At 41.9% G+C, this 24,563-nt stretch carries 23 protein-coding genes and 1 tRNA gene; 12 read left to right on the forward strand and 12 right to left on the reverse strand.

Annotated elements, in window-relative coordinates; all coding sequences use genetic code 11:
* Positions 1 to 216: 216 nt before the first annotated feature.
* From H6571_01645 to H6571_01675, 7 genes are all read left to right on the forward strand, one after another.
* Positions 217 to 1,611: a tetratricopeptide repeat protein gene (locus H6571_01645; protein MCB9322419.1), complete on the forward strand. Its 1,395-nt coding sequence runs from the start codon at positions 217 to 219 to the stop codon at positions 1,609 to 1,611.
* Positions 1,612 to 1,782: 171 nt separating this feature from the next.
* Positions 1,783 to 3,660, forward strand: a complete 1,878-nt coding sequence (locus tag H6571_01650; GenBank protein MCB9322420.1) for a glycosyltransferase — start codon at positions 1,783 to 1,785, stop codon at positions 3,658 to 3,660.
* 139 nt (positions 3,661 to 3,799) lie between these two features.
* Entirely contained in the window at positions 3,800 to 4,537 is a 738-nt protein-coding gene (locus H6571_01655) for a hypothetical protein (GenBank protein MCB9322421.1), read from the forward strand.
* A 29-nt stretch (positions 4,538 to 4,566) separates the two neighbouring features.
* A complete protein-coding gene (locus tag H6571_01660) occupies positions 4,567 to 4,938 on the forward strand; it encodes a hypothetical protein (protein ID MCB9322422.1) in 372 nt (123 codons plus the stop codon).
* A 56-nt stretch (positions 4,939 to 4,994) separates the two neighbouring features.
* Entirely contained in the window at positions 4,995 to 5,402 is a 408-nt protein-coding gene (locus tag H6571_01665; protein ID MCB9322423.1) for a hypothetical protein, read from the forward strand.
* A gap of 28 nt (positions 5,403 to 5,430) precedes the next feature.
* The gene (locus H6571_01670; protein ID MCB9322424.1) at positions 5,431 to 5,988 is read left to right on the forward strand and encodes a YceI family protein; all 558 of its coding nucleotides are present in this window, start codon (positions 5,431 to 5,433) and stop codon (positions 5,986 to 5,988) included.
* Positions 5,989 to 6,055: 67 nt separating this feature from the next.
* Entirely contained in the window at positions 6,056 to 6,952 is an 897-nt protein-coding gene (locus H6571_01675) for a hypothetical protein (GenBank protein ID MCB9322425.1), read from the forward strand.
* Positions 6,953 to 7,009: 57 nt separating this feature from the next.
* On the opposite strand, the gene H6571_01680 is transcribed toward H6571_01675, so the two are convergent.
* Both H6571_01680 and H6571_01685 read right to left on the reverse strand, forming a co-directional pair.
* A complete protein-coding gene (locus tag H6571_01680) occupies positions 7,010 to 8,242 on the reverse strand; it encodes a multidrug effflux MFS transporter (GenBank protein MCB9322426.1) in 1,233 nt (410 codons plus the stop codon).
* A gap of 96 nt (positions 8,243 to 8,338) precedes the next feature.
* The gene (locus H6571_01685) at positions 8,339 to 8,677 is read right to left on the reverse strand and encodes a hypothetical protein (protein MCB9322427.1); all 339 of its coding nucleotides are present in this window, start codon (positions 8,675 to 8,677) and stop codon (positions 8,339 to 8,341) included.
* A gap of 215 nt (positions 8,678 to 8,892) precedes the next feature.
* Between H6571_01685 and H6571_01690 the strand changes: the two genes are divergently transcribed.
* On the forward strand, positions 8,893 to 10,416 hold the full coding sequence (locus tag H6571_01690) for a SulP family inorganic anion transporter (protein MCB9322428.1): 1,524 nt from the start codon (positions 8,893 to 8,895) through the stop codon (positions 10,414 to 10,416).
* Between the two features lie 8 nt (positions 10,417 to 10,424).
* On the opposite strand, the gene ygiD is transcribed toward H6571_01690, so the two are convergent.
* The 3 genes from ygiD to H6571_01705 form a co-directional block, all read right to left on the reverse strand.
* On the reverse strand, positions 10,425 to 11,309 hold the full coding sequence (ygiD, locus tag H6571_01695) for a 4,5-DOPA dioxygenase extradiol (protein ID MCB9322429.1): 885 nt from the start codon (positions 11,307 to 11,309) through the stop codon (positions 10,425 to 10,427).
* Positions 11,310 to 11,528: 219 nt separating this feature from the next.
* Positions 11,529 to 11,602 (reverse strand) — tRNA-Arg (locus tag H6571_01700).
* A gap of 301 nt (positions 11,603 to 11,903) precedes the next feature.
* The gene (locus H6571_01705; protein MCB9322430.1) at positions 11,904 to 12,752 is read right to left on the reverse strand and encodes a hypothetical protein; all 849 of its coding nucleotides are present in this window, start codon (positions 12,750 to 12,752) and stop codon (positions 11,904 to 11,906) included.
* A 175-nt stretch (positions 12,753 to 12,927) separates the two neighbouring features.
* Here H6571_01705 and H6571_01710 point away from each other — a divergent pair, with 175 nt between their 5' ends.
* Positions 12,928 to 16,188, forward strand: coding sequence for a hypothetical protein (locus H6571_01710; GenBank protein ID MCB9322431.1), 3,261 nt, complete (start codon positions 12,928 to 12,930; stop codon positions 16,186 to 16,188).
* A gap of 96 nt (positions 16,189 to 16,284) precedes the next feature.
* On the opposite strand, the gene H6571_01715 is transcribed toward H6571_01710, so the two are convergent.
* The 6 genes from H6571_01715 to trxA form a co-directional block, all read right to left on the reverse strand.
* Positions 16,285 to 16,491, reverse strand: a complete 207-nt coding sequence (locus tag H6571_01715; GenBank protein ID MCB9322432.1) for a PspC family transcriptional regulator — start codon at positions 16,489 to 16,491, stop codon at positions 16,285 to 16,287.
* Positions 16,492 to 16,612: 121 nt separating this feature from the next.
* Positions 16,613 to 17,059, reverse strand: a complete 447-nt coding sequence (locus H6571_01720; GenBank protein MCB9322433.1) for a PKD domain-containing protein — start codon at positions 17,057 to 17,059, stop codon at positions 16,613 to 16,615.
* A 912-nt stretch (positions 17,060 to 17,971) separates the two neighbouring features.
* Positions 17,972 to 19,330, reverse strand: a complete 1,359-nt coding sequence (locus tag H6571_01725; protein MCB9322434.1) for an NAD(P)/FAD-dependent oxidoreductase — start codon at positions 19,328 to 19,330, stop codon at positions 17,972 to 17,974.
* 4 nt (positions 19,331 to 19,334) lie between these two features.
* The gene (locus H6571_01730) at positions 19,335 to 19,745 is read right to left on the reverse strand and encodes a YeeE/YedE family protein (GenBank protein MCB9322435.1); all 411 of its coding nucleotides are present in this window, start codon (positions 19,743 to 19,745) and stop codon (positions 19,335 to 19,337) included.
* Between the two features lie 12 nt (positions 19,746 to 19,757).
* Entirely contained in the window at positions 19,758 to 20,351 is a 594-nt protein-coding gene (locus tag H6571_01735; protein MCB9322436.1) for a YeeE/YedE family protein, read from the reverse strand.
* A gap of 193 nt (positions 20,352 to 20,544) precedes the next feature.
* A complete protein-coding gene (trxA, locus tag H6571_01740) occupies positions 20,545 to 20,862 on the reverse strand; it encodes a thioredoxin (protein MCB9322437.1) in 318 nt (105 codons plus the stop codon).
* A gap of 185 nt (positions 20,863 to 21,047) precedes the next feature.
* On the opposite strand from trxA, the gene H6571_01745 reads away from it, so the two are divergent.
* Genes H6571_01745 through H6571_01755 form a run of 3 tightly spaced genes read left to right on the forward strand, consistent with a single transcriptional unit; the run spans position 21,048 to position 23,945 of the window.
* Complete coding sequence (locus tag H6571_01745) at positions 21,048 to 21,821, forward strand: tryptophan synthase subunit alpha (protein ID MCB9322438.1); 774 nt, start codon at positions 21,048 to 21,050, stop codon at positions 21,819 to 21,821.
* 38 nt (positions 21,822 to 21,859) lie between these two features.
* Positions 21,860 to 22,918: an RluA family pseudouridine synthase gene (locus H6571_01750; GenBank protein MCB9322439.1), complete on the forward strand. Its 1,059-nt coding sequence runs from the start codon at positions 21,860 to 21,862 to the stop codon at positions 22,916 to 22,918.
* Positions 22,919 to 22,928: 10 nt separating this feature from the next.
* The gene (locus H6571_01755) at positions 22,929 to 23,945 is read left to right on the forward strand and encodes an acyl-CoA reductase (GenBank protein MCB9322440.1); all 1,017 of its coding nucleotides are present in this window, start codon (positions 22,929 to 22,931) and stop codon (positions 23,943 to 23,945) included.
* On the opposite strand, the gene H6571_01760 is transcribed toward H6571_01755, so the two are convergent.
* Entirely contained in the window at positions 23,940 to 24,515 is a 576-nt protein-coding gene (locus tag H6571_01760; GenBank protein ID MCB9322441.1) for a GNAT family N-acetyltransferase, read from the reverse strand. The two genes, H6571_01755 and H6571_01760, sit on opposite strands and share 6 nt — an antisense overlap.
* Positions 24,516 to 24,563: the final 48 nt, after the last annotated feature.

Here is a 24,563-nt window from a genome sequence, read left to right on the forward strand (position 1 = left end):
ACGATGTGGCTGCCCGGAGGAGTCATCTGGAAGGTTTTAGCAGGCGACTAAGGTTGACTATCACCGAGGCGGTTTCAGGAATCACTCCGCCCCCCTTTCAAGGAGTGATTCCTTTTTAGATTGTTTACTGGACTTTTTATTACCTATAGGCTTTTGGAACAACCAGAGGAAGATAACCCGGATGGTCATGGCCGGCCTATGCAAATTATGCAAATTATGAACAGACATCCTTTTATTCCAGGCATTTTTTTAAGGAGAAATTATTTCCCGGCTGCCTTTAATTCAGTCAATTTCTTGTGGCTTTTTATGCTGTGTCTTATCGGGACTCCCGGCTTTTCACAACAGGAAATTTTGAATGAGGCCCGGCAATTGGCCATAAACGGAGCACATGAATCAGCAGATTTGTTGCTAAGTGACCTGGTCAATTCCGGTGCAAACCCAATTGAAGCACGTTTGTTAAGAGCGCATAACTATTCCTGGTGGAAAAAATACAAGACCGCCATTGATGAATTTTCGGAAGTTTTAAAAAATGATCCGGATAATATCGAGGCTTTAATTGGTAAAGGATATGCTGAAACCTGGTCCGGATCTTCCGATGCTGTTGGGACCTTTACAAGGGTGCTGAACATGGACAAAGGATCAGTAGAAGCCAAAAAAGGACTTGCCCATTATTTTCTCGCCAGCAAGAATGCCAGGATGTCTGACCGGATTTACGAGCAACTGACCCTGGAGGATGCCGAAAATCCCGAATACCTTATTGGCAGGGGCAAGGCCTTATTGATGCTGAATGAGAAACAAAAAGCCCGAAAACAATTTCAGCAGGCGCTGAAACTGGATCCCGCCAATACAGTCATCCAGCAATTAATCGAAGATACCCGTTCAGAAATTTCGGTTCTTGAATTTGATTTTACCACGGGTTATTCCTCCGTGGGTGATCAGGGCAGCTTTGGGGTAAGGTTACTGCAGGCTACGTGGCATTTTGCACCGAAATTCACTGTTTATGGCAGGTATGATAACACCCTTTCCCTGGACAACCTTGACCTGGTCAATCGCAGAAAAGCAGTGCCTCAAACAAGTTTAGGCGGCATGGCCGCCTGGAACGACAAGACAGTGACACGCTTAGAGCTCGGATCCAGGTTTTTTCCCGGGAAACCCTTACAGAGTATGTTCAGGCTGGAACAGGTTTATTTCCTTCCTGAATCCTTTAATTTAAAAATAGGAACCTATGGAGGATTTTCCGCTCAGGAAGCTCCCGAGTGGGTTGCATACTCAAGTGTAAATATACCCGTATCGGAGAGATTTGTTTTTGAACCTGCTTATTTCTACGCCAGGGATGGCAACAGTTTAAAACCGCAACATCGCTTTCTGGTGGTTGGAAAATTCCATCACCCCAAAGGGCTGGAACTTTCTGTTGGGGGATTTTACGGCATACCCAATATCAAAGGGGAAGGCCTTAACGATAACATCACAGGAGGGTACGCGCTTGTCTTTTTTCCGGTCACGAATAAATTATGGGGCAATATTTCGCTTAGCCTGGAAAACGGGGTTTTCGATCGGTCAAGAGTGCTGTCCTTTGGAGTGAAATGGAAATTAGAAAAAACCGAAAAATAATTGATTGTTCAATTCTGGGAATAAAAGTGGTCCACGTTGCAGGTTCATCAATCTGTTGTTTATAACCCGGAATAAAGATGATTAAATCATATTGTTGATAATCATTGGCTTATAGTTCTCCATTTAAATCGGGACGACCTGAGTTTTTCCGATTAATAAAAAAAATACATCATGATACAATATACCAAGAAAGACGAAAAAGCAGCTCATAATGTAATTGATTTACCACCGTTGGTTTCCATTGGATCTTCAAAGCTAATAACAAAGAGCGTGCCCACCCAAAAATTGTCCTATGATCCCAAACCTCATTTATACGTTTCGGTTTTTGTGGCCTGGATCGCCTCTATTGTCTGGTTTCAGCCAAGATTGTTTCAGCTGCTTGACATGAGTTACAACTGGGGCAGTTGGATGGCATTGATGGGCTTTATTTTGTTTATTGACTTCGCCTGGTTATATGGTTTTTACAATATTGGTGTAGTCGTTTTTTCATTGATACACAAATATTTTTCTCCAAAGCCGGAGCAGGCCCTTACCCGATCCTGTCTTACGGATGCACCGGCGGTAGCCATACTCTATACCACTTACAATGATTTCATTGAGGAAAGTGTATTATCCTGTGTCAACCAGGATTATCAAAACTTTAAAGTCTATATTTTAGACGACAGCACCCACCCTGAATTCATGGATCAGGTGGATGCCTTCTCTGCCCGTTTCCCGGGATTGGTTCAGGTTGTCCGGCGGGAGGACAGAAAGGCTTTTAAGGCCGGGAATATGAACCATGGTCTGGCTCATTTTGCTACGGAGGAGCCCTATTTTGCCATCGCGGATGCCGATGAGATTCTTCCTCCCGATTTTTTGACCAAACTTGTTCCGATTATGGAATTTGATCCCATGGTTGGTTTTGTACAGGCCAACCACCGTGCCAACCCGAAGAACAAAACCCCTCTGGGAAAATCTCTGGGTATCGGCATCGATATCCATTGGCAGTGGTATCAACCGCTGCGCAATGAATACGGATTCGTAATGTTCCTGGGACATGGAGCATTGCTTAGAAGAAAATGTTGGGAAGAAATCGGTGGTTTTCCAGACATCGTCAGTGAAGATTTGGGGTTTGCAATAGAAATCAGAGCAAGGGGATATCGTGGCAGATTTGTGGAAGATGTGGTTTGTTATGAAGATTTTCCGGACACTGTGAGGGCTTTTCGTATCCGTCACATGAAATGGACCCGTGGAACAAGCGAGTTTCTGAAAAAGAAAATGACTTGGTTACTCAGAGCCAGACGCATTACCTTGACCGAAAAGCTCGACATACTTTTTCCTACACTTAATTTACCTTTAACCCTTTTGTATTTCTTGTTTATGATCAATGCCAATTTATTGTTGCCTTATTTTTTTGGTCATCAAAGGGACATTACCATGGCATTGGGGGGTACAGCATATATATTCCCGGTAATGGTTCTGGATGATGCCTTCAGGGCAATATATTCACCTGATTTTTTCGCCATCACCATATTGACCTTTTTTGCGCCGGTACTTTGTTTTATTCTGGCCATGGCCAGGGAGCCACGCAAATTATTCAGGTTTCTTACCCATAGCACCGTACTTTATGCGGCTTTGGGGCCTCTTTCCTCCATTGGAGTGATCACTTACATGATTTCGGGAAAAGCGATCTTTTTGGTAACCGGGGATACCCTTCAGAAGGAACATAAGACAAAAGAAAATGCCATGGGTTTAATTGGTGGAATGAAATCTGAATGGCAAAAATTCATCACCAGGAGCCATCCTGACTCCCTTGTAGTTCAGGCTTTTGAAGTATTGACGGGGATTGTATTCGCGGTGGTTTGCGTGTATATGTTCCAGGTTTCCTTTTTGGGGTTGTGTTTGGCCTTCATTCTGCTTCCTGCCATGCATTATTTGGGGTGGGATCATAAAATTATTAAACCACTGGTTTATATTCCATTTGCACTGATTTTGATTGGTGTGGGACTTGCAACGCTCAGTCTTGTAGGCATGCAGTCTGTATTTTTTGGATATGGGTTTCATTTTTAGGTGTTTGTTTTGAGGAATTTGGGTTTTCTTAATTGAAAACCCAAAATTCCTTATTCAGGGGGCTTTTATGCCCGTTCGGAGATTATTGTTATTTAAGTGGACATGTTCCCTTTAACTTTGTAATGAAAATTAAATCACAATGCGAAAATTTCTACCTGCTTTGATGTTTATTACAACGGTAATTGCCGTGGCCGGTATTTCTTCCTGTAGACATGATATCTCCTTTGATGACGATATCGTGATGCCGAGTGATACCCTGACCAATCCCATAGACACGCTCAACAATCCTTGTGATCCTGATGTTGTTTACTTTCAATACGAGGTGCTCCCAATATTGATATCCAATTGTTCCACCACTGGCTGTCACAATGCCGCTTCCCATGAGAAGGGGGTCATTCTTGAAAGTTATCAAAGCCTCATGGAAACTACTGACTTTGAACCTTACAATCTGGAGGATACTGAAATTTATGAAATGATCACTGAATCAGAAGACGAACGTATGCCACCTTCTCCCAATGCGCCACTTTCACCAGAGCAGATTCAACTTATCGCTACATGGATTTTACAAGGTGGAAAAAACCTTGATTGCGACTGGGAGTCAGAGACATGTGATACGGAAAATGTGACCTACACCCAGGTAATTTCACCGGTCATTTCAACCTACTGTTTGGGATGTCATAGCGGGGCAAATCCAGGGGGCGGGCATGATTTCAGCACCCACTCCGGGCTAAAGGAAGCTGCAGATAGCGGTCATCTGTTGGGAGCCATTAATTGGGATTCAGGATACCCTGCAATGCCACAGGGAGGCGATCGATTGCCCCAATGCACCATCAACCGGATCAAAGCCTGGATTGATGCCGGGGCACCCAATAATTAATATTTAACAAAGGAAAAAATACCATTGACATGATACTGAAAAGATTATTTTATCTTCTTTTGATTTCCGGTACCTTCTTTTATTCCGGATGTTATTATGATGTTGAAGAAGTTTTATACCCTTCCGGGGAATGCAATACCGACAGTGTGACTTATTCCCTGGTAGTCTTACCCATCCTGGAGCAGCAATGTTATGGTTGCCATACCGGGCCTTCATTGTCGGGAAATGTCAATCTGGAGGGATACAATAATTTAAAAACCCTGGTAAATAGCGGTAAATTTCTTGGAGCCATAAAACATGAAGTGGGCTATACTCCGATGCCCGATGGAGCACCTCAATTACCTCAATGTGACATTGCCATGATTGAGGCCTGGATTGCGGAGGGAGCACCAGATAATTAAGCGGGAAAAACATAGGGCAAAGGGAAAGATCTTTAATATAAGAAAAACAGAATAATATGAAACTCCTTAAAATAGGACTCGTTCTGGCAGCGGTAGGATTGATAGCCGGCTTGTATTTATACAACAAACCTCATCAAAACATGATGAGTGCCAAAACCGATATCAGCATAGAGGCCGCTCAGTTGTTTGGAGCCTTTGAGGCTGACGAAAACGGTTCCAATGAAAAATACCTGGATAAAATAATTGAAGTCAAAGGCAAGGTTCGTGAGGTTAAAAAAGATGAGACCGGAAACCTTTCCGTGATATTGGAGACAGACGACATGATGTTTGGTGTTGTTTGCCAGCTGGATGAATTATCAACGCCGAAAAGAACCGCCTTTCAACCGGGAGAGGAAGTAACCTTTAAAGGCGTTTGCACAGGAGTCCTGATGGATGTTGTTTTGGTCAGATGCGTTGAATTATAATTTTTGAATCAATATAAACCATATCAATATGAAAAAACTTAATTTTTGCCTGTTATGCCTGTTTTTAGGGACTGTTTTTTTGAATGCACAAAAAATTTATACCCGTGAAGGCAATGTCTCATTTTATTCAGAGGCACAAAAAGAAAATATTCAGGCTCATAATTCAAATGCTACCAGTATCATTGATACGGAAACCGGCAAAATCGAATTTGCTATCCTGATCAAGGCTTTTCAGTTTGAAAAAGCACTCATGCAGCAGCATTTTAACGAAAATTATATGGAAAGTAGCAAATTTCCTAAGGCTTTATTTAAAGGTCAAATTATTAATTTGTCTGAAATACATTTCGATAAAGATGGCACCTATACAGCGCAAATAAAGGGTGAAATTACGATTCATGGTGTGACTAAGCCGATTGAGACTGAAGGGGTAATTACGGTAGCAGGAGGGGAGGTGTCCGGGAAGTCCGATTTTCATCTGACCGTAGCTGATTACGGAATTGAAGTCCCTTCCATTGTCAGGGATAATATTGCCAGGGAGATCACTGTGGACGTATCCTGTCACTATCAGGAATTTAAAAAGTCATAAAAAATTTATATGGCATAGACGGGAACCTAACCAATCGAGATAGCCATTATGTTTAAACAAACCGCATATGAAACGTTTTTTAAGTTTATTGCTAATCATTTTTGCTTTACCGGCCGGTGTCTTTTCTCAGGAAGATGAGGACGATTTATTATCCTTATTGGGTGAAGAACAACCGACTATTGATTTTATCACCGCGAGTTTTAAAACCAATAGGGTGATCAATTTGCATTCCCTTGAGAATACGGCAAGGGGAGTGCTGGATGTAAAAATTTCCCACCGCTTTGGTTTTGTTAGCGGAGGTATCCAGGAATTGTACGGGCTGGATGCCTCCATGGTGCGTATTGGCGCCGATTTTGGGTTGACGGACAGGATTTGTATTGGCGCCGGGCGAAACAGTTTCGAAAAAACTTTCGACGGGTTTTTGAAATACAAATTCCTGAGACAAAGTAAAGGGGCAAAAAATATGCCTGTAACAGCGGCAGCCCTGGCTTCCATGGCGATAAAAACCATTCCATGGAGGTATCCTGATCGCGACAATCATCCTTCTTCAAGACTTTATTACACCTTTCAGTTGATCGTCGGACGAAAGTTCAGTGAAGGATTCTCCCTTCAACTTTCTCCCACGCTGGTGCACAGAAACCTGGTGGCCACGGTGAACGAAAGCAATGATGTTTATGCACTCGGAATTGCCGCCCGGCAAAAACTGAACAAACGACTGGCTGTAAACGCAGAATATATTTATGTCTTTCCTGATCAGTTAGGATCCGCTTTCACAAACTCCTTGTCGATCGGACTCGATATTGAAACCGGCGGACACGTATTCCAATTACACTTTACCAATTCCACTTCAATGGTGCCCAAGGGATATATTACTGAAACTGTTGGAGACTGGGCAAAAGGAGATGTACATTTTGGCTTTAATGTATCAAGAGTTTTCACAGTTGTTAAACCTAAAGGGTTTTAATTAGAATGAACCCGATTGATTTGAATGGCTTGCCCCCAATCCCCGGGCAAGCTTTTTTTATATGCGGGCTTCCGCCAATTCCACTTCGTAATTTTCTGGTACTTTTTGTCCCCTCAGCCATAAAAATATGATCATGGAAATTAGGCCGGAAAAAGCAAAGCCCAATACCAGTGGCAAGGCCGTTTGTTCAATGTAACGTCCGATTGAAATACCCAAAGGAACGGAAATTAACGTAGAAACGAATCCAACAACCGTTGACCCCAACCCGGCAACATGTCCTAATGGTCGCATCGCCAGGGCATTTAAATTTCCGAAAAGGATGCCCGTGCAAAAGAGTAAGGCAATCAGGAAGACCATAAACATCCATAATGGAGGGTTCTGATGAGAGAAGATGGTAAATAAAACGGCTGCGATGACCGACAGTACCGTAAAACCCGCCAGAGACCAGAATGTCATTTTATCCATTCCGAAGATCATCACCATCTTACTGTTGACCAGTGATGCCACACCGATAGACAAGGCTAAAAGAGCGAAAACAAGGGGGAATTTATCGCCCAGGTTATATTGTTCCTGGAAAATTTGCTGGGCGGAACTCAGGTAAACAAGAAAAGCTCCCTGGATCAGGCCCATTATGAGCGTAAAGGCAAGGGTGGTTTTTGTTCTGAAAATTTCGGCTACCGCTTTATTTATTTTCCTGATGGAAAACGGGATTTTATTTTCAGGTTTGAGCGTTTCCTCCTGGCGAAAGTAGAACCAGAATACAATAACAATGGCAATCAATATCTGGGTCCCGTAGATGGCTTTCCAGCCGGCAAGGTGTAAAACTTCCTGGCCCACTGCCGGGGCAACCATGGGAACCAGGATGAAAACCACCATAATAAAAGACATGATCCTGGCCATGAAATCGCCAACGTAACGATCCCTTACCATCGCCATACCGATCGTTCTTGGTGCGCCGAGTCCAATCCCCTGGATGAATCTGCTGAACAGCATCCATTCAAAACTCGTGGAAATTATGGAAAGCAGACTCCCCACAATAAATATGGAAAAGCCAAAGTAAACCGCAGGTTTCCTGCCCAGGCTGTCTGATAACGGGCCGAAAAAAATCTGCCCTATGGCAAGCCCCAGAAAGACCAGGGAAACAAGTAATTGATTGTCGTTGGTATTGGTAATTCCAAAATCATCCCCTATAACCTGCATGGCAGGAAGTATTGCGTCTATGGAGAAGGCCCCGATGGCCATCATGAACGCCATAAGAGCAATGAATTCGACCGGCTTTTGATTTTTCATAAGTTGCAAAGGTATGGAATTGCCCCTAAAGGACATTTTATGCTGTGTTTAAAAATAATTTAAGGAAGAGGGCATTGCCGGTTTAAAGAACTGCCTTTAAGTCAAAATTAATCGTTTGAGTCCTAAAAATATATTCCTTTCCATGGTATCAAATGTTCCATCGGAGAGAAAGAGTTTCATGATTTCTGAGACAAGAATTTCCTTTGCTTCGGGGGTGGGATAATATTTCCCTGCAGCGGCAACGATCTTTTCAATACTTTCATAATCATTATCCCCGTCGAATTCTTGGTGAATTTTTTGGTAGACTTCTTTATCAATCTTCGATTTAATCAAGTCTTTTTCTTCTTCGGTCTCAATATAGTCAGCGTGGGCGCAATACATGAACAGATATCCCAGGAATTCATTTTTTGACCAGTTTGGCATTTTATCGCTCATTATGTTTTTTTTACAATGTAATTTCAGATAAAGGGAATGCTTCAAAAGTATATCAAAAATAGGATAAAATGTGGTGTTTGCCGTAATAAAAAAAATACCTTTGCAAACTTTTGCTTTAACCTGGGACGATTGCCTTTGTTCCAAAATAATAGAGCCACCTAAATTTTATTCATTTTGCCTTCCGGGATCCATGCCGGAGAGGTTAATTTATACTTATGAAAAAATATTTAAATTTATTTGATTTATCCCAAAAGGTGGATTATAAAATAGAGGTCCTGTCAGGTCTGACCGTCGCTTTGGCATTAATACCGGAAGCCGTTGCTTTTGCCCTTATTGCAGGCCTTTCCCCTCTGACGGGTTTATATGCAGCTTTTGTTATGGGTTTGGTTACTTCGGTGCTGGGTGGGCGTCCGGGGATGATTTCCGGAGCTACCGGGGCGGTGGCCGTTGTTTTAGTGGTACTGGCTCAAACTTATGGCATTGAGTATATTTTCGCAACGGTTGTTTTGGCCGGTATTATGCAAATTTTGGCCGGAGTTTTGAAGCTGGGAAAGCTTATGCGATTGGTTCCCCATCCTGTTATTTTTGGTTTTGTAAATGGATTGGCCATCATTATTTTTATGTCACAACTGGAACAATTCAAGGATGCCTCCGGGAATTGGCTGACAGGCCAGCCTTTGTTTGTTTTGTTGGCCCTGGTATTGTTTACCATGCTGATTATCTGGGGATTGCCGAAGTTAAGCAAGGCCATTCCTGCCTCCCTGGTAGCTATCCTGGTTATTTTCGGACTGGTGGTCGGGTTTAATATTGATACAAAAACGGTGGGGGATATTGCTTCGATCAGTGGCAGTTTTCCTCCATTTCACATTCCGGAAATCCCTTTGAGCTTTGAGACTTTTCTAATCATTTTACCCTATTCCGCTATCATGGCAGGAGTGGGGCTGATTGAAAGTTTGCTGACTCTGAATATCATTGATGAGATCACAGAAACGAGAGGCCGTGGCAATAAGGAGGCCGTGGCACAGGGAATCGCCAATATGCTTTCAGGATTTTTTTCCGGTATGGGAGGATGCGCCATGATTGGTCAAAGCCTTATCAACATTTCTTCAGGAGCAAGGGCCAGATTGTCAGGGATCGTAGCGGCGGTGATGTTATTGGTCTTTATCATGTTTGGTGCCAACCTGATTGAAAAACTTCCAATGGCTGCCTTAACTGGGCTGATGATTATGGTTGCCATCGGAACTTTTGAGTGGGCCAGCCTGAAAACTTTTAAACGCATGCCCAAATCGGATATTTTCGTGATGGTCATGGTCACCCTGGTGACTGCTGTTTTGCATAATCTTGCCCTCGCTGTGCTGATAGGGGTGGTCATTGCGGCCCTTGTTTTCGCATGGGACAATGCAAAACGCATCCGTGCCAGAAAGCACATCGATGAAAACGGAGTAAAACATTATGAGATCTACGGACCGCTGTTTTTTGGATCGGTTTCTGTTTTTAATGAAAAATTTGATGTGCTCAATGACCCGGATGAGGTGATCATCGATTTTCAGGAAAGCAGGGTAGTGGATATGTCTGCGATAGAAGCCCTGAATAAAATAACAGAGCGATACCAAAAAGTAGGCAAAAAAGTACATTTGAAACACCTGAGTGTGGACTGCCGCAAATTGTTGCAAAATGCGGAAGAGATCATTGATGTCAACGTACTGGAAGATCCTACTTATAAATTATTGGTGGATTGAAATAATCCTTATGAAATTTTAACCGAGGTCATGCTCAAAGAGCCTGCCAACAATTTGTCATTAAAAAGAGCTATTTCTTCGTTTTTTTGTTTGAGACTAAGGCTGTAAATAAGTGGCAGATAATGATCAGGAGTAGGAACAGCTAATTGCAGGGCTTTCCCCTGCTGGTGATAATCAATAATGGGCTGAAAATTGCCATCCTGCATCCAGACATTGATTTTTTCTCTGGTTTCAATAGCCCAGTCATACCCGTAATTGTCCTTGTCCATATTTTGCCAATCGACCATCCCCAGGTTATGGATAATATTACCACTACCGATGATCAATATTCCTTTACCCCTTAGGGCATTTAACTTTTTGCCTAATTCGAAATGGTATGCAGGAGGTTTTGTGTAATCAATACTCATTTGAATTACCGGAACATCTGCCTGGGGAAACAAATGTTTGATCACACTCCATGCGCCGTGATCCAGTCCCCATTTTTCGTCGAGTTCCACTTCGATGGGGGCGAGTAGGGTCTTGGTATTTCCGGCCAGTTCAGGGCTACCTTTGGCCGGGTACTGTACTTCAAAAAGTTCCTGTGGAAAACCGCCGAAATCATGGATGGTCCTGGGCATTTCCATGGCAGTTACCTTCGTGCCCCTGGTGTACCAATGAGCAGATATGCACAAAATCGCCTGTGGCCTGGGCAATGATTTCGCAACGGTTCTGAAGCCGGTTACAAATTCATTCTCCTCTATGGCGTTCATCGGGCTGCCGTGTCCTAAAAAAAGTACGGGCATTTTTTCTGTTAAAGGAAAGCCCTGGGAAAGTTTGTCTAAAGCATTGAGTGGTTCCATATAAAAAGTAAAGGGTGTCAGACCAATTAATTGCAAGAATTTTTTCCGGTTCATTTAAGCTCGATTGATTGCCTGTTTTTTCTGGTGAATTCACTTTTGTTATTTTGAGATGTTGGGGTAGAAATGTGAGGGAAAGATAATAAAAACTGGGGGGATTACCTAGCCTTGTAATCAGTCAAAAGTTATGCAAAGTTCCTCTTTTTAAATCGACAGGAATTAACAAAAAAAGTCCTTGCGCATTTCTACACAAGGACTTACCGATTTTCCGGTCTGTGATCCCGCCAGGGCTCGAACCTGGAACCTGCTGCTTAGAAGGCAGCTGCTCTATCCAGTTGAGCTACGAGACCGGATAAATATTTTTTGTTTCACTTGGTACAGTTGTATGGCCAGGGCTCGAACCTGGAACCTTCCCGACACTTAGTGTCGCGGATGCTCTATCCAGTTGAGCTACGAGACCGGATATTCCTTTTTTAGCGGCGCAAAGGTATCTTTTTTTAAAAAAACTTCAAAGTTAAATGAAGAAATATTTAAAATAACTATTTCCAGAGGTTTTAAGATAACTTGATACCAGCTTATAAAGGGAGTGTCTGTTATTTTAAACCGGGCACAAATTTGTAACAAAAGGATTCCTAAAAAGGTTCAACCTGGTTATTTTCCTCTTTTCGTAAGACTAAGGTTAATGTCGGTACTGGTTTTCATATTCATCCCCTGGACCGACATGTTGAGGTTTTGTTTAATCACCGAAGTTTTCAAAAAGCCATCCGCCCTGTTGATCGTTATGTTGCCGTTGAAATCACCTGAGCCGGACATCATGGCTTCTGGACTAAATTTGATGGTACCTTTTACGTCGAGTAAAACAGTAGTAGCCGTAATTTCCTTGACAGTATAAGTTAAATGTTGAGTCATAGGCGCTTGGCCCTCAATATTTATATCCGCATTCCAGCTGTCGCCTACCTTCAGCACATTTTCAGGATAATGAATGAAAGTGTTCTCCAGGGATTGGTTCATTTGTTGGATCTGGCTGGTCATTTCCGGATCGTCTCCAAAAATTTTATGGTAATCAGGATATTCAAGCACTTCTCCTCGGGTATTTAGTTTACTCACCATGGATTTATTTAACATTCTTCCCATCGTTTTATGCATTTCCTCGATAGAGGGATCGCTGAGGTCCGGATTATCCGAGTCATAGTCAATACTCATCATCGAATTTTTGATATTCATCCCTGCTTTTTTGACGGTATTCTCCAGGTAAAAAGCCCCATCTTTACCCACCTCCCCAATGGAAAGGTCATTGTCCATTTTCATGGACATGGTCATACTTTGAGCACCGTCCATTAACAGGTTCATTTGCATGCTCATGCCATATTGGTCTCCTTTTGCGGGTTTGAATCGCAGCAGTACTTCTTTAGTACTTAAAACTTCAGCCGTTTTACAACCCGAAAACGCAATGGCTAAAAGGGTAAAAGCTAGAATGGAATGCCTGAAAAATTGATTCATTACAGCAATATTTTATAGTGATAACAATAATTACTTTTTAGAAGTCAGGTGGGTGTTGAATACTGAAAAGACTTAATATCATGACTTCGAAAGACAAATTTACAAAATAAGGTATCGCAATCGGAACTAATTTATAAATTTATACTTCACAATTATTCATTAAAAAATCCAGTCCATGAAATCTGCTGTATACAAAACCTTCCCTATTCCAGGGAAATTAATCGTATTGAGTATTTTATTGTTCCTTTCCACAGGCCTGTTTGCCCAGTTGGATCTGGACAAACTAAAGGAACTGAAACCCAGGGCCATTGGGCCTGCGGGCATGAGTGGCAGGGTAACCGCAGTTGACGTGGTTAATGATCATCCGGAAATTATTTATGTGGGAACGGCTTCCGGAGGCTTATGGATGTCTGAAAGCGGTGGCGTCGAATGGGAACCTGTTTTTGAGAAAGAAGCCGTGGCATCCATTGGTTCAGTAGCCATTCAGCAGAGTAATCCCGATGTTATCTGGGTAGGCACCGGGGAAGGAAATCCGAGAAACAGTGTGTCAGGGGGCTATGGTATTTACAAAAGCCTCGATGGCGGTAAACACTGGAAACTCATGGGGCTTGAGAAAACACGTAATATTCACAGAATTGTGATTGATAAAGATAACCCGAATACGGTTTATGTGGGAGCTATTGGCTCTCCCTGGGGGGAACACCCTGAGCGCGGGGTATTCAAAACTACGGATGGAGGCAAAACCTGGAGTAAAGTTTTATACGTAGATGAAAAAACAGGATGTGCCGACCTGGTGGTGGATCCTTCAAATCCAAACAAACTCATTGCTGCGATGTGGGAACATCGTAGAAAGCCATGGACATTCAATTCAGGCGGACCTGGATCCGGTTTGTACATTACTTTCGATGGAGGAGAAACCTGGGAGAAAAAAACAGACAAAGACGGTCTTCCGAAGGGGAACCTGGGAAGAATAGGTCTGGCCTTTGCCCCGTCTGAACCCAGAATTATTTATGCTCTTGTGGAAGCCAAAAAGAATGCCTTGTACCGATCAGACGACGGAGGATTTAAATGGCAAATGATCAACGATAAACCAGACATTGGCAATCGGCCATTTTACTATTCTGACATTTTTGTCGATCCACTGAATGAAAACAGGGTTTATTCCGTGTTTACCTATATCAATGTAAGTGAAGATGGCGGACGATCTTTTAGCCAATTGATGCCAGCGTATGGAACGACCAAAGGAGTTCATCCTGACCACCATGCATGGTGGATACATCCTACTGATCCTGATTATATGATTGATGGGAATGACGGAGGGATGAATATTACCCATGACAGAGGGAAAACCTGGCGCTTTGTTGAAAATCTTCCTGTAGCCCAGTTTTATCATATCAATGTGGATATGGAATATCCGTATAATGTTTATGGGGGGATGCAGGATAACGGATCCTGGGGCGGCCCAGCCTATGTATTAAAGGATCAGGGCATCAGAAATTCCTATTGGCAGGAACTTATGTTTGGTGACGGTTTTGATGTGGTGCCGGATCCTAAGGATTCCCGTTATGGGTATGCAATGTCTCAGGAAGGATTTATTGGCCGTTACGATCTTAAAACCGGAAATACAAAGATGATCCGACCTACCCATCCGGATCCGGACGTGCAGCTGAGGTTCAATTGGAACAGCGCCCTGGCGATGGATCCGTTTGACCAGACTACCCTTTACTTTGGGAGCCAGTTTGTCCATAAATCTTCTGACCACGGATATACCTGGGAAATCATTTCACCGGATCTTACGACCAATGATCCTGAAAAACTCAAACAATACGAGAGTGGGGGATTGACCATGGATGCCACAGGTGCTGAGAATCACTGTACTGTGCTGGCCATTGCGCCAAGTCCGATTGAAAAAGGATTGATCTGGGTAGGAACAGACGATGGCAATGTGCAGTTAACGAGGGATGGAGGTTCCACCTGGACCAATGTTTCCCCTTATTCAGCCGGGATGCCCAAAGGAAGTTGGGTTCCCCAGATCAAACCTTCCGAATTTTCAGCCGGGGAAGCTTATGTGATTGTCAACAATTATCGGAATTTCGACTTCAAGCCCTACCTTTTTCGGACCAAGGATTATGGTGCGACCTGGGAAAGCCTCGTAGAAGAAAAAAATATTCCGGGGTACACCCTTTCTTTGGTGCAGGATCCAAAGGAGAAAAAACTGGTATTTCTGGGAACGGAATACGGATTATACATAAGCATAGACGAAGCTAAAACGTGGACCAAATGGACCAATGGATTTCCGACCGTTTCTACCATGGATCTTGCCATCCATCCACGTGAACAAGATCTCGTTATCGCTACTTTTGGTCGGGCAGCGTTTATTCTGGATGATATCCGGCCGCTTCGGGCCATCGCCTCCGAGGGAAAGGAAATTCTCGACCGGCAATTAGTACTTTTTGATCCTCCCTCTGCCTTTATCAATGAATATCAGCAACCTTCCGGTACGCGGTTTGGCGCAAATGCCATTTTCAACGGTGAAAACCGACCCGGGGGAGCCATGATCAGTTTCCTGGTGAATAAACCCAAAATGGAAAAGAAAGCAGAATCCAAGGAGGACGATGAAACCTCGGAAAGAATAGAGGGAAAAGAAGAAGGAAAAGAAAAAATAAAACTGGACTCTATCAAACTTGAAATCTTTAACGTTGGCGGAGAGTGCATTCGGATTCTCAAACAAAAAACTCCGGAGGAAAACGGGTTCCATAGAATGTATTGGTATCTCGACGAAAAAGGCGTAAGAGGACCTTCTCGTAGGGAAAGGAGAGGAGGAAGAGGTGAACCAGGAGGGGTAACTGTACTCCCCGGAAAATACATGCTAAAAATGACTTTCGGGGATCAGGTGGATTCTGTTTACATTGATGTTGATTACGATCCAAGAATTGAAATGCCTATGGAGGTTTTGGTCCAGCAGCACGATTTGTTAAAAGAACTGGAAAGTAAAACAGAAGTTGCTGGAAAAGCAGTAGAAAGATTAAGAGCCTCTCTGGAAATTATTGATGATTATAAATCGCGTATTGAAGCTGAAAAGGATAAAACAGCTTTTGAGGATTTGTTGAAAAGACAAAAAACGTTGAAAGACACCATCAATACCATGATGGATGAACTTTTGGGCAAGGAAGACAAACGACAGGGAATCACTATGGATGAAAAACCCAGTACGGTCTCTTATTTATATACTGCCCGAAGTTATGTAAGATCACTGCAAGCAGTACCCGGTCCAACGGAAAGACAGTTGATTAAAAATGCGGATGACAAATTGAATCAGGTCCTCGATAAGATCAATAATTTTTATTTAAATGAATGGCCTGTTTACAGGAAAGAAGTGGAGGAGTTGAAGTTATCTCCATTTAAAGATTTAGAACCTTTAAAACTTAAGGAATAACCAGATCTTGCCTTTTGCCGGGAGAGTTGAGTTATGCTCTTTTCTCCTGGCAAAATCCAAGATTTTCCATATGAATTGTGACAGGATTTAAACAAATTATTGCCAGAGTAAATTCTTTTTATTTCTGATATAACGTTTCACATTTAGCCAGAAGGCCAAAAACAGGTAAATTATAACAGGTGAACCCAGGGTTAGGAAAGAGAGGTAAATAAAATACAGCCTGACTCTGGAAGTAGCGATCCCTATTTTAACGGCAAAATAGTCGCACACCCCAAATGCTGAACGTTCCAATAATTCTTTCATGACTTCAAAGCGGGTTGGAATTTTCATTTAATGAACATTTTAAATAAAAGTACAAAAAAAAGGCTCTTATGTTTAAATAAAAGCCTTTTTAAGTAAAAAATTGTAGTTTTTTAACAAAAAATCAGTTGGAACCTAAAATTTCAGCACTTGCAACTATCTGGTTGTCAATACTTATAATTTCAGAATGTGCCAGTTTTGTTTTTCCATTGTAGGTTACGTACAATTTAAGATTAAAATCCCCGGCATCCTTGTAGGTATATTGTTCTTTCTTGCTGTGGACAGCTTTTTTCTCACCATTGCCAAAGTCGATCAGGTAGTGGGCATTGCTGTTAAAGCTCTTTACTTCAAATTGCATCTTTGCTCCGACTTCCTGAATACCCCTGATTTTTAAAATAGAGTTCGTTGCATCCTCGGTAAAAGTATGACTTTGAGATTTGGTTATGCCCATAATCGAAGTTTCTACGGAATCCTTTTCAAGTGTAGCGGATGAGGTAAAACTGAAAGTCATGCCTGCTCCGCCCAGAATGATTAATATTAATAAAAACGCATTTTCAATTAAGTGTTTCATTGTAAAAAAAATGTTTCATAGTGTTGTTAGTGTTTTATTGCTTTTTCCTTTTTTATCTTGACGTAAAATAACCTTTGGACATAGGAGGGGCCTGACGATTCGGGACCATTCAGTTCCTTCCGTTTTGTAAATGGCATAACTTTGACAGGGATATGCAGGTGCATATCAGTCCTGAAAATGAAAATTTACCAATGACGATTTATCTGCAGGATTCAGGGAGTGGGGACAATTTCACTGCCTGATTTGCAGGTTGAACAAGGTTAAGTTCGGTTGCGTTTTTCTGAATGTTGCATATCCGATCCCGTTTCAAGATCCCATGGAGGGAAAAAGCCGAATTGTTTGTAAAAAGATTTCATAGTGTTTCAAATTTTAATAATAAATAGTGTTTTACTTTTTTTTTGGTATGGAAAGACAACCTCAAAGTGGGAAGAAATAGCCACAATTGATTCCGCTGCACAATTTGACAGCGCAAGGAAGATAGCCTTGATTGTTGTTGTAGGATAGCAGTAAAATGCGCTAAGCGCATAAAACAGTTATTGGGAAGAAAAAAGAGTGATGTGTTGTTCGTATTATAACAATTGCAAATATGTAATTATATTTTAAATTTTCATAATGTGTGAACAATTTTTTTCCTTTTTTCTTCATTTTGCTCTCACTTTATTAATAGGCAAAATGCGTGCCAAACTAGCTTTCAGTAGTTAATGAATATGTTTTTTATCTAATATTTTAAGGTAAAAGCTTTGTATGGTAAAATATTATCAATCAATAAATATTTGATTTTTAGTATTTTACATCAAAAAAGTACTGTCCTTATTCTTTTTGCCGGGTTTACAAAAAAATAACCCTGCTTCGGGAAAGAGGCACTAAGCCATCCGGAGCAGGGTTAAGTTTTTTTTACGAAAAAATTATTTTCTACCCATCTAAACTGGTAACCAATTCACTGACTGAAGGGTAGGCGAGAGGTAATTTATTGATATCAGTGTAGAGCAGGTTATTGTTCATCGCCACTTGAATAACAGCCATGACGTCGGGCATATGGTCTCCGTAACCTGAGGCCCCCAAAATGAGTCCGGAGGTTTTTGAGATTTTTATTTTAAGGAAGCCTTCTGTTTTATGCCTGATGTTTAATTTGAGTAAATCGCTATAGGATTTTGTAATATATAAAGCATCTTCATCCTGGCTCATATCACCGATTTGGGCAATAGCAGGGCTGGTATAGATGGCTTCAATAAATACTCCGGGAAACAAAGTGGATTCTTTACCTCTTAAAATATGACTGACCGCTATCCGGGCCTGCATGGTGGCACGGTTTGCCGTCATGGGTGCCCCGGTTACATCACCAATAGCATAAATTCCAGGAATACTTGTCTTACAATAATCATCGACCTCAACGGTATTTCTTTCCGTTAATTGGGGTTTCATTGATTCCTCAGCAATAAAGGAAAGATCAGCCTTTCTACCTATTGCAATAAAGCCGTATTCACTTTCGAAAGTTCTCCCATCCAGGGTGGTGGCAACTACCTTTTGGTCAGCCTGAATCATGCTTTCCACCGTAGCATTGGTAACGATTTCAATAGGGTAGTGAGAGGTCAGATAATTTTCAAAAAGGAGGCTAACTTCTTCATCAAGGCGCGGAAGCAAATGGTCGCTGTTTTGTAAAATGGTGACCTTAGTCCCCAGCGCTGCAAAGGCATAGGCATATTCCGTTCCGGTCACACCTCCGCCTGCCATCACTAATGATTCCGGAATTTTGGGGATGCCGCTGGCAATTTTTGGAGCAATGATATGATCCATATTGGGTTTAATCCCTGGTTTAAACATCGGCTCGGATCCACTTCCTATAATAATATGCCTTCCGTATATTTCAACCGGTGCATGATCTTCTTTGGCAATGACAACTTTTTTGTCCTCATGCAATGTAGCTACGCCATACAAAAGATGAACACCGGCTGTATTTAGGTTTTCGAGATAGCGGTCAGAAGCTCCCTGGCTCTGTGCTCCCACTTTTTTTCTCAATTTATCCAGGTTTAGGGCAGGAATCTCAGCAACAGGTTCAAAAGCAAAATCATCTGTTCTTTTCAATGCATCAGCTTTTTCAGCGCTTGCAAGCCAAACCTTGGAAGGAACTAAACTGCCCCAGGTAGCTCTTCCTCCGATTTTTGTGGCCGAAATCAGGCAAACAGAAAGCTTTTCTTTGGCAGCGACTAGGGCCGCCTCAATTCCGCCGGGTCCGGCTCCGATTACAATTAAATCGAATAATTTTTGATCCATGATTTTAATGAGGAAGTTTATGTTTTATTGTTGCGTAAGAAAAAGTTCCAAGGGTCGCACTTATTATGACGAGGACAAATATCCAGTACCCGTGTCCTAAAAGGGTGTACATAGGTCCTGGACAGGCCACTAAAGCCCAGCCCAGACCGAAAATAGTGCCTGCGATCAGGTGGCGCGGGATATATAGTTTTTTCGGTGTATAGGAAACATAATTACCATCAAGGGTTTTAATTTTATACTTTTTCATCGCCCACATAAAAAAAGCTCCAATGACCACCGCCGTGCCAATAACTCCGTACATGTGAAAACTCTCAAATCGGAACATCTCATGGGTTCTGTACCACGAGATTGCCTCTGATTTTGACATTACAATGCCAAAAAGAATTCCTATAATAAAGTATCTAATTATTTTCATGTTTTAAATTGGTTAGCCTAGAATAAAAGGTAGAATTCCGAAGGTCATAATAAGCCCCCCGATAAAGAATCCAATGACCGTGATTAGGGAAGGCAATTGGAGATGAGCCAATCCCGTAATGGCGTGCCCTGATGTGCATCCATCACCGTATCTCGCTCCAAAACCTACTAAAAATCCTCCAAAGCAAGCCAAAAGCATCCCCTTTAGGTTTTTGAGGTTATAAAGCGATAGGGGGATATATCCATCGCCTTCGGAGAGGTCTTTTGGATAGGTCATTCCATAGTCGTTCTGAAGGTGGTCAATAGTGGCTGTTGAAATAGCAATAGGTTCCGGGCTATGCAAATGGTGACTGGCAATATATCCGCCAAGCACTGTACCAGCAACGAAAGCCACACGCCAGAATTCATCTTTGAGATTCAAATTAAAAAAGGACATGAATTTACCTGCCCCTGCCATACTACAGAATACTTTATAAGAAGAGGAGACCCCGAAGCTTTTTCCAGCCCAGGTGGAAACCAACAATACCAAAGCAATGATAAGGCCCGAGAAGGCCCAGTGCCAGGGTTGACTTAAAAGGTCAATAATTGAAAGGGTTAAAAAACTCATTGGTTAGGTTGTTTTCAGCGTTCAATATTTACTAAAAAAGTCTGGCAGAGACAGGAATTTACTTTTTTCAAATTTATTTGTTTGGGTAATTAACTTGAAGTAAATCCTGCCTGGGTACCAGACTTTTTAAGTTATATGATGTTTATCCTTAAATTTTCCTTACATCGGTTTGATGTTTAGGGTCAAAAACAATTTATAATTTTCCGGAAATAGCCTGATCTATAACGTTCTCCAGTGCATTGGCTGATTGCATCCCTGCCTGACTCCATTTTTTTATTCCGTTTTGGAAAAGCATAAAAGTAGGAACACCCCTTACGCCCATTTCTGCAGCAAGCGAGGCATTTTTGTCCACATCAATTTTGATGATCTTTGCTTTGTCCCCAATGGATTTTGCAACATCCTTAAGAATGGGATTCATGGCCTGACAGGGACCGCACCACACTGCAGAAAAGTCAATTAATACCGGTTTGTCACTGTTTATTAGTTCTTTAAACGAAACTTGTTTTGCCATTTTATTAATTTTCACAGTTTGTTTAATGCAAAAATAGTATCCCTTCAACTGGAGGTCTGTGATGAGCGTCACAAACAAGGCAGAAATTAAATTTTTGATCTTTATTAAATTGACATCAAATACCGAATTTCACTTGTTGAAGACTACCTTTGCGTGAATTATGTCGAAATAAGAACATTTTTTACATGAACAGAGTTGATAAATTATTTGCTAAAAAACAAAACGGGGTCTTAAATGTCTACTTTACAGCAGGTTATCCCTCGCTGAATAGTACGGGTACTATTATCAAGGCCCTTGAGAAAGCAGGAGTGGATCTTATTGAAGTGGGAATGCCTTATTCCGATCCGCTTGCGGATGGGCCCACGATACAACAAAGCAGTCAGGTGGCCTTAAAAAACGGCATGACCCTTCCCCTGTTATTTGATCAAATTGAAGCGGTAAGGAAAACAACCGAAATTCCCTTGATTTTGATGGGGTATTTTAACCAGGTTATGCAATACGGGGAAGAAGCTTTTGTAAAAAAATGTGTTGAGGTAGGAGTGGATGCACTCATTTTGCCGGATCTTCCGTTGAAGGAATATGAAGAATCCTACAAACAGTTATTTGAAGATTATGATCTCGGCATCAGCTTTTTAATGACTCCTCAAACGGATGAAGCAAGGGTCAGGAAAATAGATGCACTTTCACGTGGATTTGTTTATATGGTGTCAAGCGCCTCCATAACAGGGGCAAAAAGTGGGATTACCGACGAACAGATCACTTATTTCGAGCAAACTAAATCCTTGAATTTAAAGAGTCCCAGGCTCATAGGATTTGGTATTTCCGATAAAAAAACATTTGATACAGCCTGTAATTACGCTAACGGAGCCATTATCGGTTCCGCTTTTATCAAAGTTTTGGATCAGGAAGATAACCTGGAAGAGACTGTCAATTCTTTTATTGAGGGAATTTTATTGTAGTTTTAACTTTATGTAATTTTGTACTTTATTGGAAAAAGATGGATGAAAAAAATTTTGACGAGCTCCAGGAGGCGTTTTACGAGACTTACGATATTACTGTTGATCCCAAGCAATCCCCCCTTAGGATCGATAAGTTTCTGTTGGACCGACTGGCAAAGGTGTCCAGGTCTAAAATTCAGTTAGCCATTAAGGCTGGTTCAATAACGGTAGATGATGAGGAGATAAAACCAAATTTCAAAATAAAACCGGGTCATAAGATCACGGTGGTGCTTCCCCGTACTTTTGATGGGGAGACAGAAGTTATTCCTGAAGATATTCCCTTGGATATCAGGTATGAGGATGACGATCTACTCATTGTACACAAACCTCCGGGAATGGTTGTTCATCCCGGTATTGGCAACCGGACCGGTACTTTGGTTAATGCACTGGCCTGGCATTTTAAGGATCTGCCGGTCATGGAAGGCAATTCAAATGACAGAATTGGCCTTGTCCATCGTATAGATAAAGATACTTCAGGATTATTGGTAGTGGCCAAAACGGATTTTGCCATGACTAAAATGGCCAAACAATTCTTTGACCACACCATTGACCGAACTTATACGGCACTGGTTTGGGGTAATATGGAGGAAGAAGAAGGTACTATTATTGGAAATATCGGCAGGCACCCTGTCAATAGAAAAATCCGGACCGTTTACCCGGAAGGGGAGGAAGGCAAACATGCGGTGACACATTATAAGGTGCTGACCAATTATTATTATGTTTCCCTGGTGGAGTGCCGTTTGGAGACAGGCAGGACACACCAGATTAGGGTACACATGAAGTATCTTGGGCATCCTTTGTTTAATGACATGACTTATGGAGGCGATCGGATTGTAAAAGGCACGGTTTTTAGCAAGTATAAATCTTTTGTGGAAAACACCTTCAAAGTACTTCCGCGTCAGGCTTTACATGCCAAATCCCTGGGCTTTGTTCATCCTACCAAAGGAGAATATATGTTTTTTGAGTCCGATTTGCCCGATGATTTTAAGAATGCGCTGAGCCGTTGGGAAAAATACCTGGATGGCAGGAAAGCCGCTTTAAAATCGGATGAAATCTAATAATCATTCAATGAAGCTTTCGGAAAGATTAGCAGTCTTGGTGAAATTGGGAGAACATCTCAAGGGACAAGATGAATACCTCGAAGCGGTAATGGCCCGCTCTTTATACCATAATGGCTGGTTTACGATTGAAAACCAACAGGCGGCAGTGAAAGCTATAGCCAGTGAATTTCTGGATAAAAAGAAACTGGAGGACTGGGCTTCCCTGTATTTTATTGGAGAACCACCCCTCCCCAAAACGGTGGGAATGGTTCTCGCGGGAAACCTGCCTTTGGTAGGCTTTCATGATGTACTCGCTGTATTCGTGTCGGGACACAAATCTCAGGTCAAACTTTCGGAAAAAGATAAATTCCTGTTGCCTTACCTTTTTCAATTATTGAAAAGGTATGACGACCGTACGGCCCATTATTTTGAAGTAGTGGAACAGCTTTCCGGTTTCGAGGCGGTTATCGCTACCGGAAGCAACAATTCTTCCCGGTATTTTGAAGCTTATTTTGGTAAGTATCCGCACATCATTCGTCGTAACAGGAATGGAATTGCTGTACTCACCGGCCATGAAACGCCTGAAGCACTACACCTTCTCGGGGAGGATGTTTTTCGCTTTTTTGGACTGGGGTGTAGAAATGTCTCAAAAATTTACGTTCCGGAAGGATATGACTTTGATCCCTTACTGACGGCATTGCATGAATTCAGAAAAATAATCCTGAACAATAAGTTTAAGAACAATTTTGATCACAATTACGCCATCCTGATCCTTAACAAGGCTTCGTTTAAAGCCAATGGCTGTATTTTGATGAGCGAAAACGATTCATTATCCTCACCGATTGCCTGCCTGCATTATAGTTATTATTCCTCTTTGGAGATACTGGAAAAGGAACTACAGTTCAAAAAAAATGAAATCCAATGTGTGGTCAGCCAACAGGAATTCACCAATGTGCCCGTAATTCCTTTCGGTAAAGCTCAGGAACCGGGCTTAACGGATTATGCCGATGGCATCGACACCATGGAATTTCTGCTGGGATTATGATCCGACTCCGGTTAAATTTTTCACTTTGTCATACTCGGTTTTGGTGAGCCGGTACTGCTTCACACTTCGGTATTCATTTCCCTTTTTGTAATGATCCGCCAATTCACCTTCCTTGATCATGCCGTTTTTGGTCATTACCTTTCCAGAGGCAGGATTGCCAATCAGGTGACGGGCATAAATTTTATGCAATTTTAGTTTGTTGAATCCATATTCAAGCACCAGAGCCATGGCTTCTGAGGCAAAACCTTTATTCCAGAAAGGTTCTCCTACCCAATAACCGACTTCGGCATTGTCATGTGAATGATTGACATGTAAGCCGATTCCGCCAATGAATTGATCTCCTTCATTGAGAAAAATGCCAAAAATATGCTGGTGCCCTTGTTTGAAGCCCTGGTGAGCCATATTCAACCAGAAGATGGCATCTTTTTCAGAATAGGGCGTTGGAATATTAAGGGTCATTTCCGAAATGCGGGGATGACTGGCATACTCAACAATTTTGGGAATATCACTGGCTCTCAGTTCGCCGAGTCGGAGCCTTTTGCTTTTTAGATTGGGTTGTGTTTTAGTCATTTTTATTTTGTTTCAAATCTCAACTTCCTTTTTCATAATTTAGTTCCC

The sequence above is a fragment of the Lewinellaceae bacterium genome, from assembly GCA_020636105.1.
Lineage (GTDB): Bacteria > Bacteroidota > Bacteroidia > Chitinophagales > Saprospiraceae > BCD1.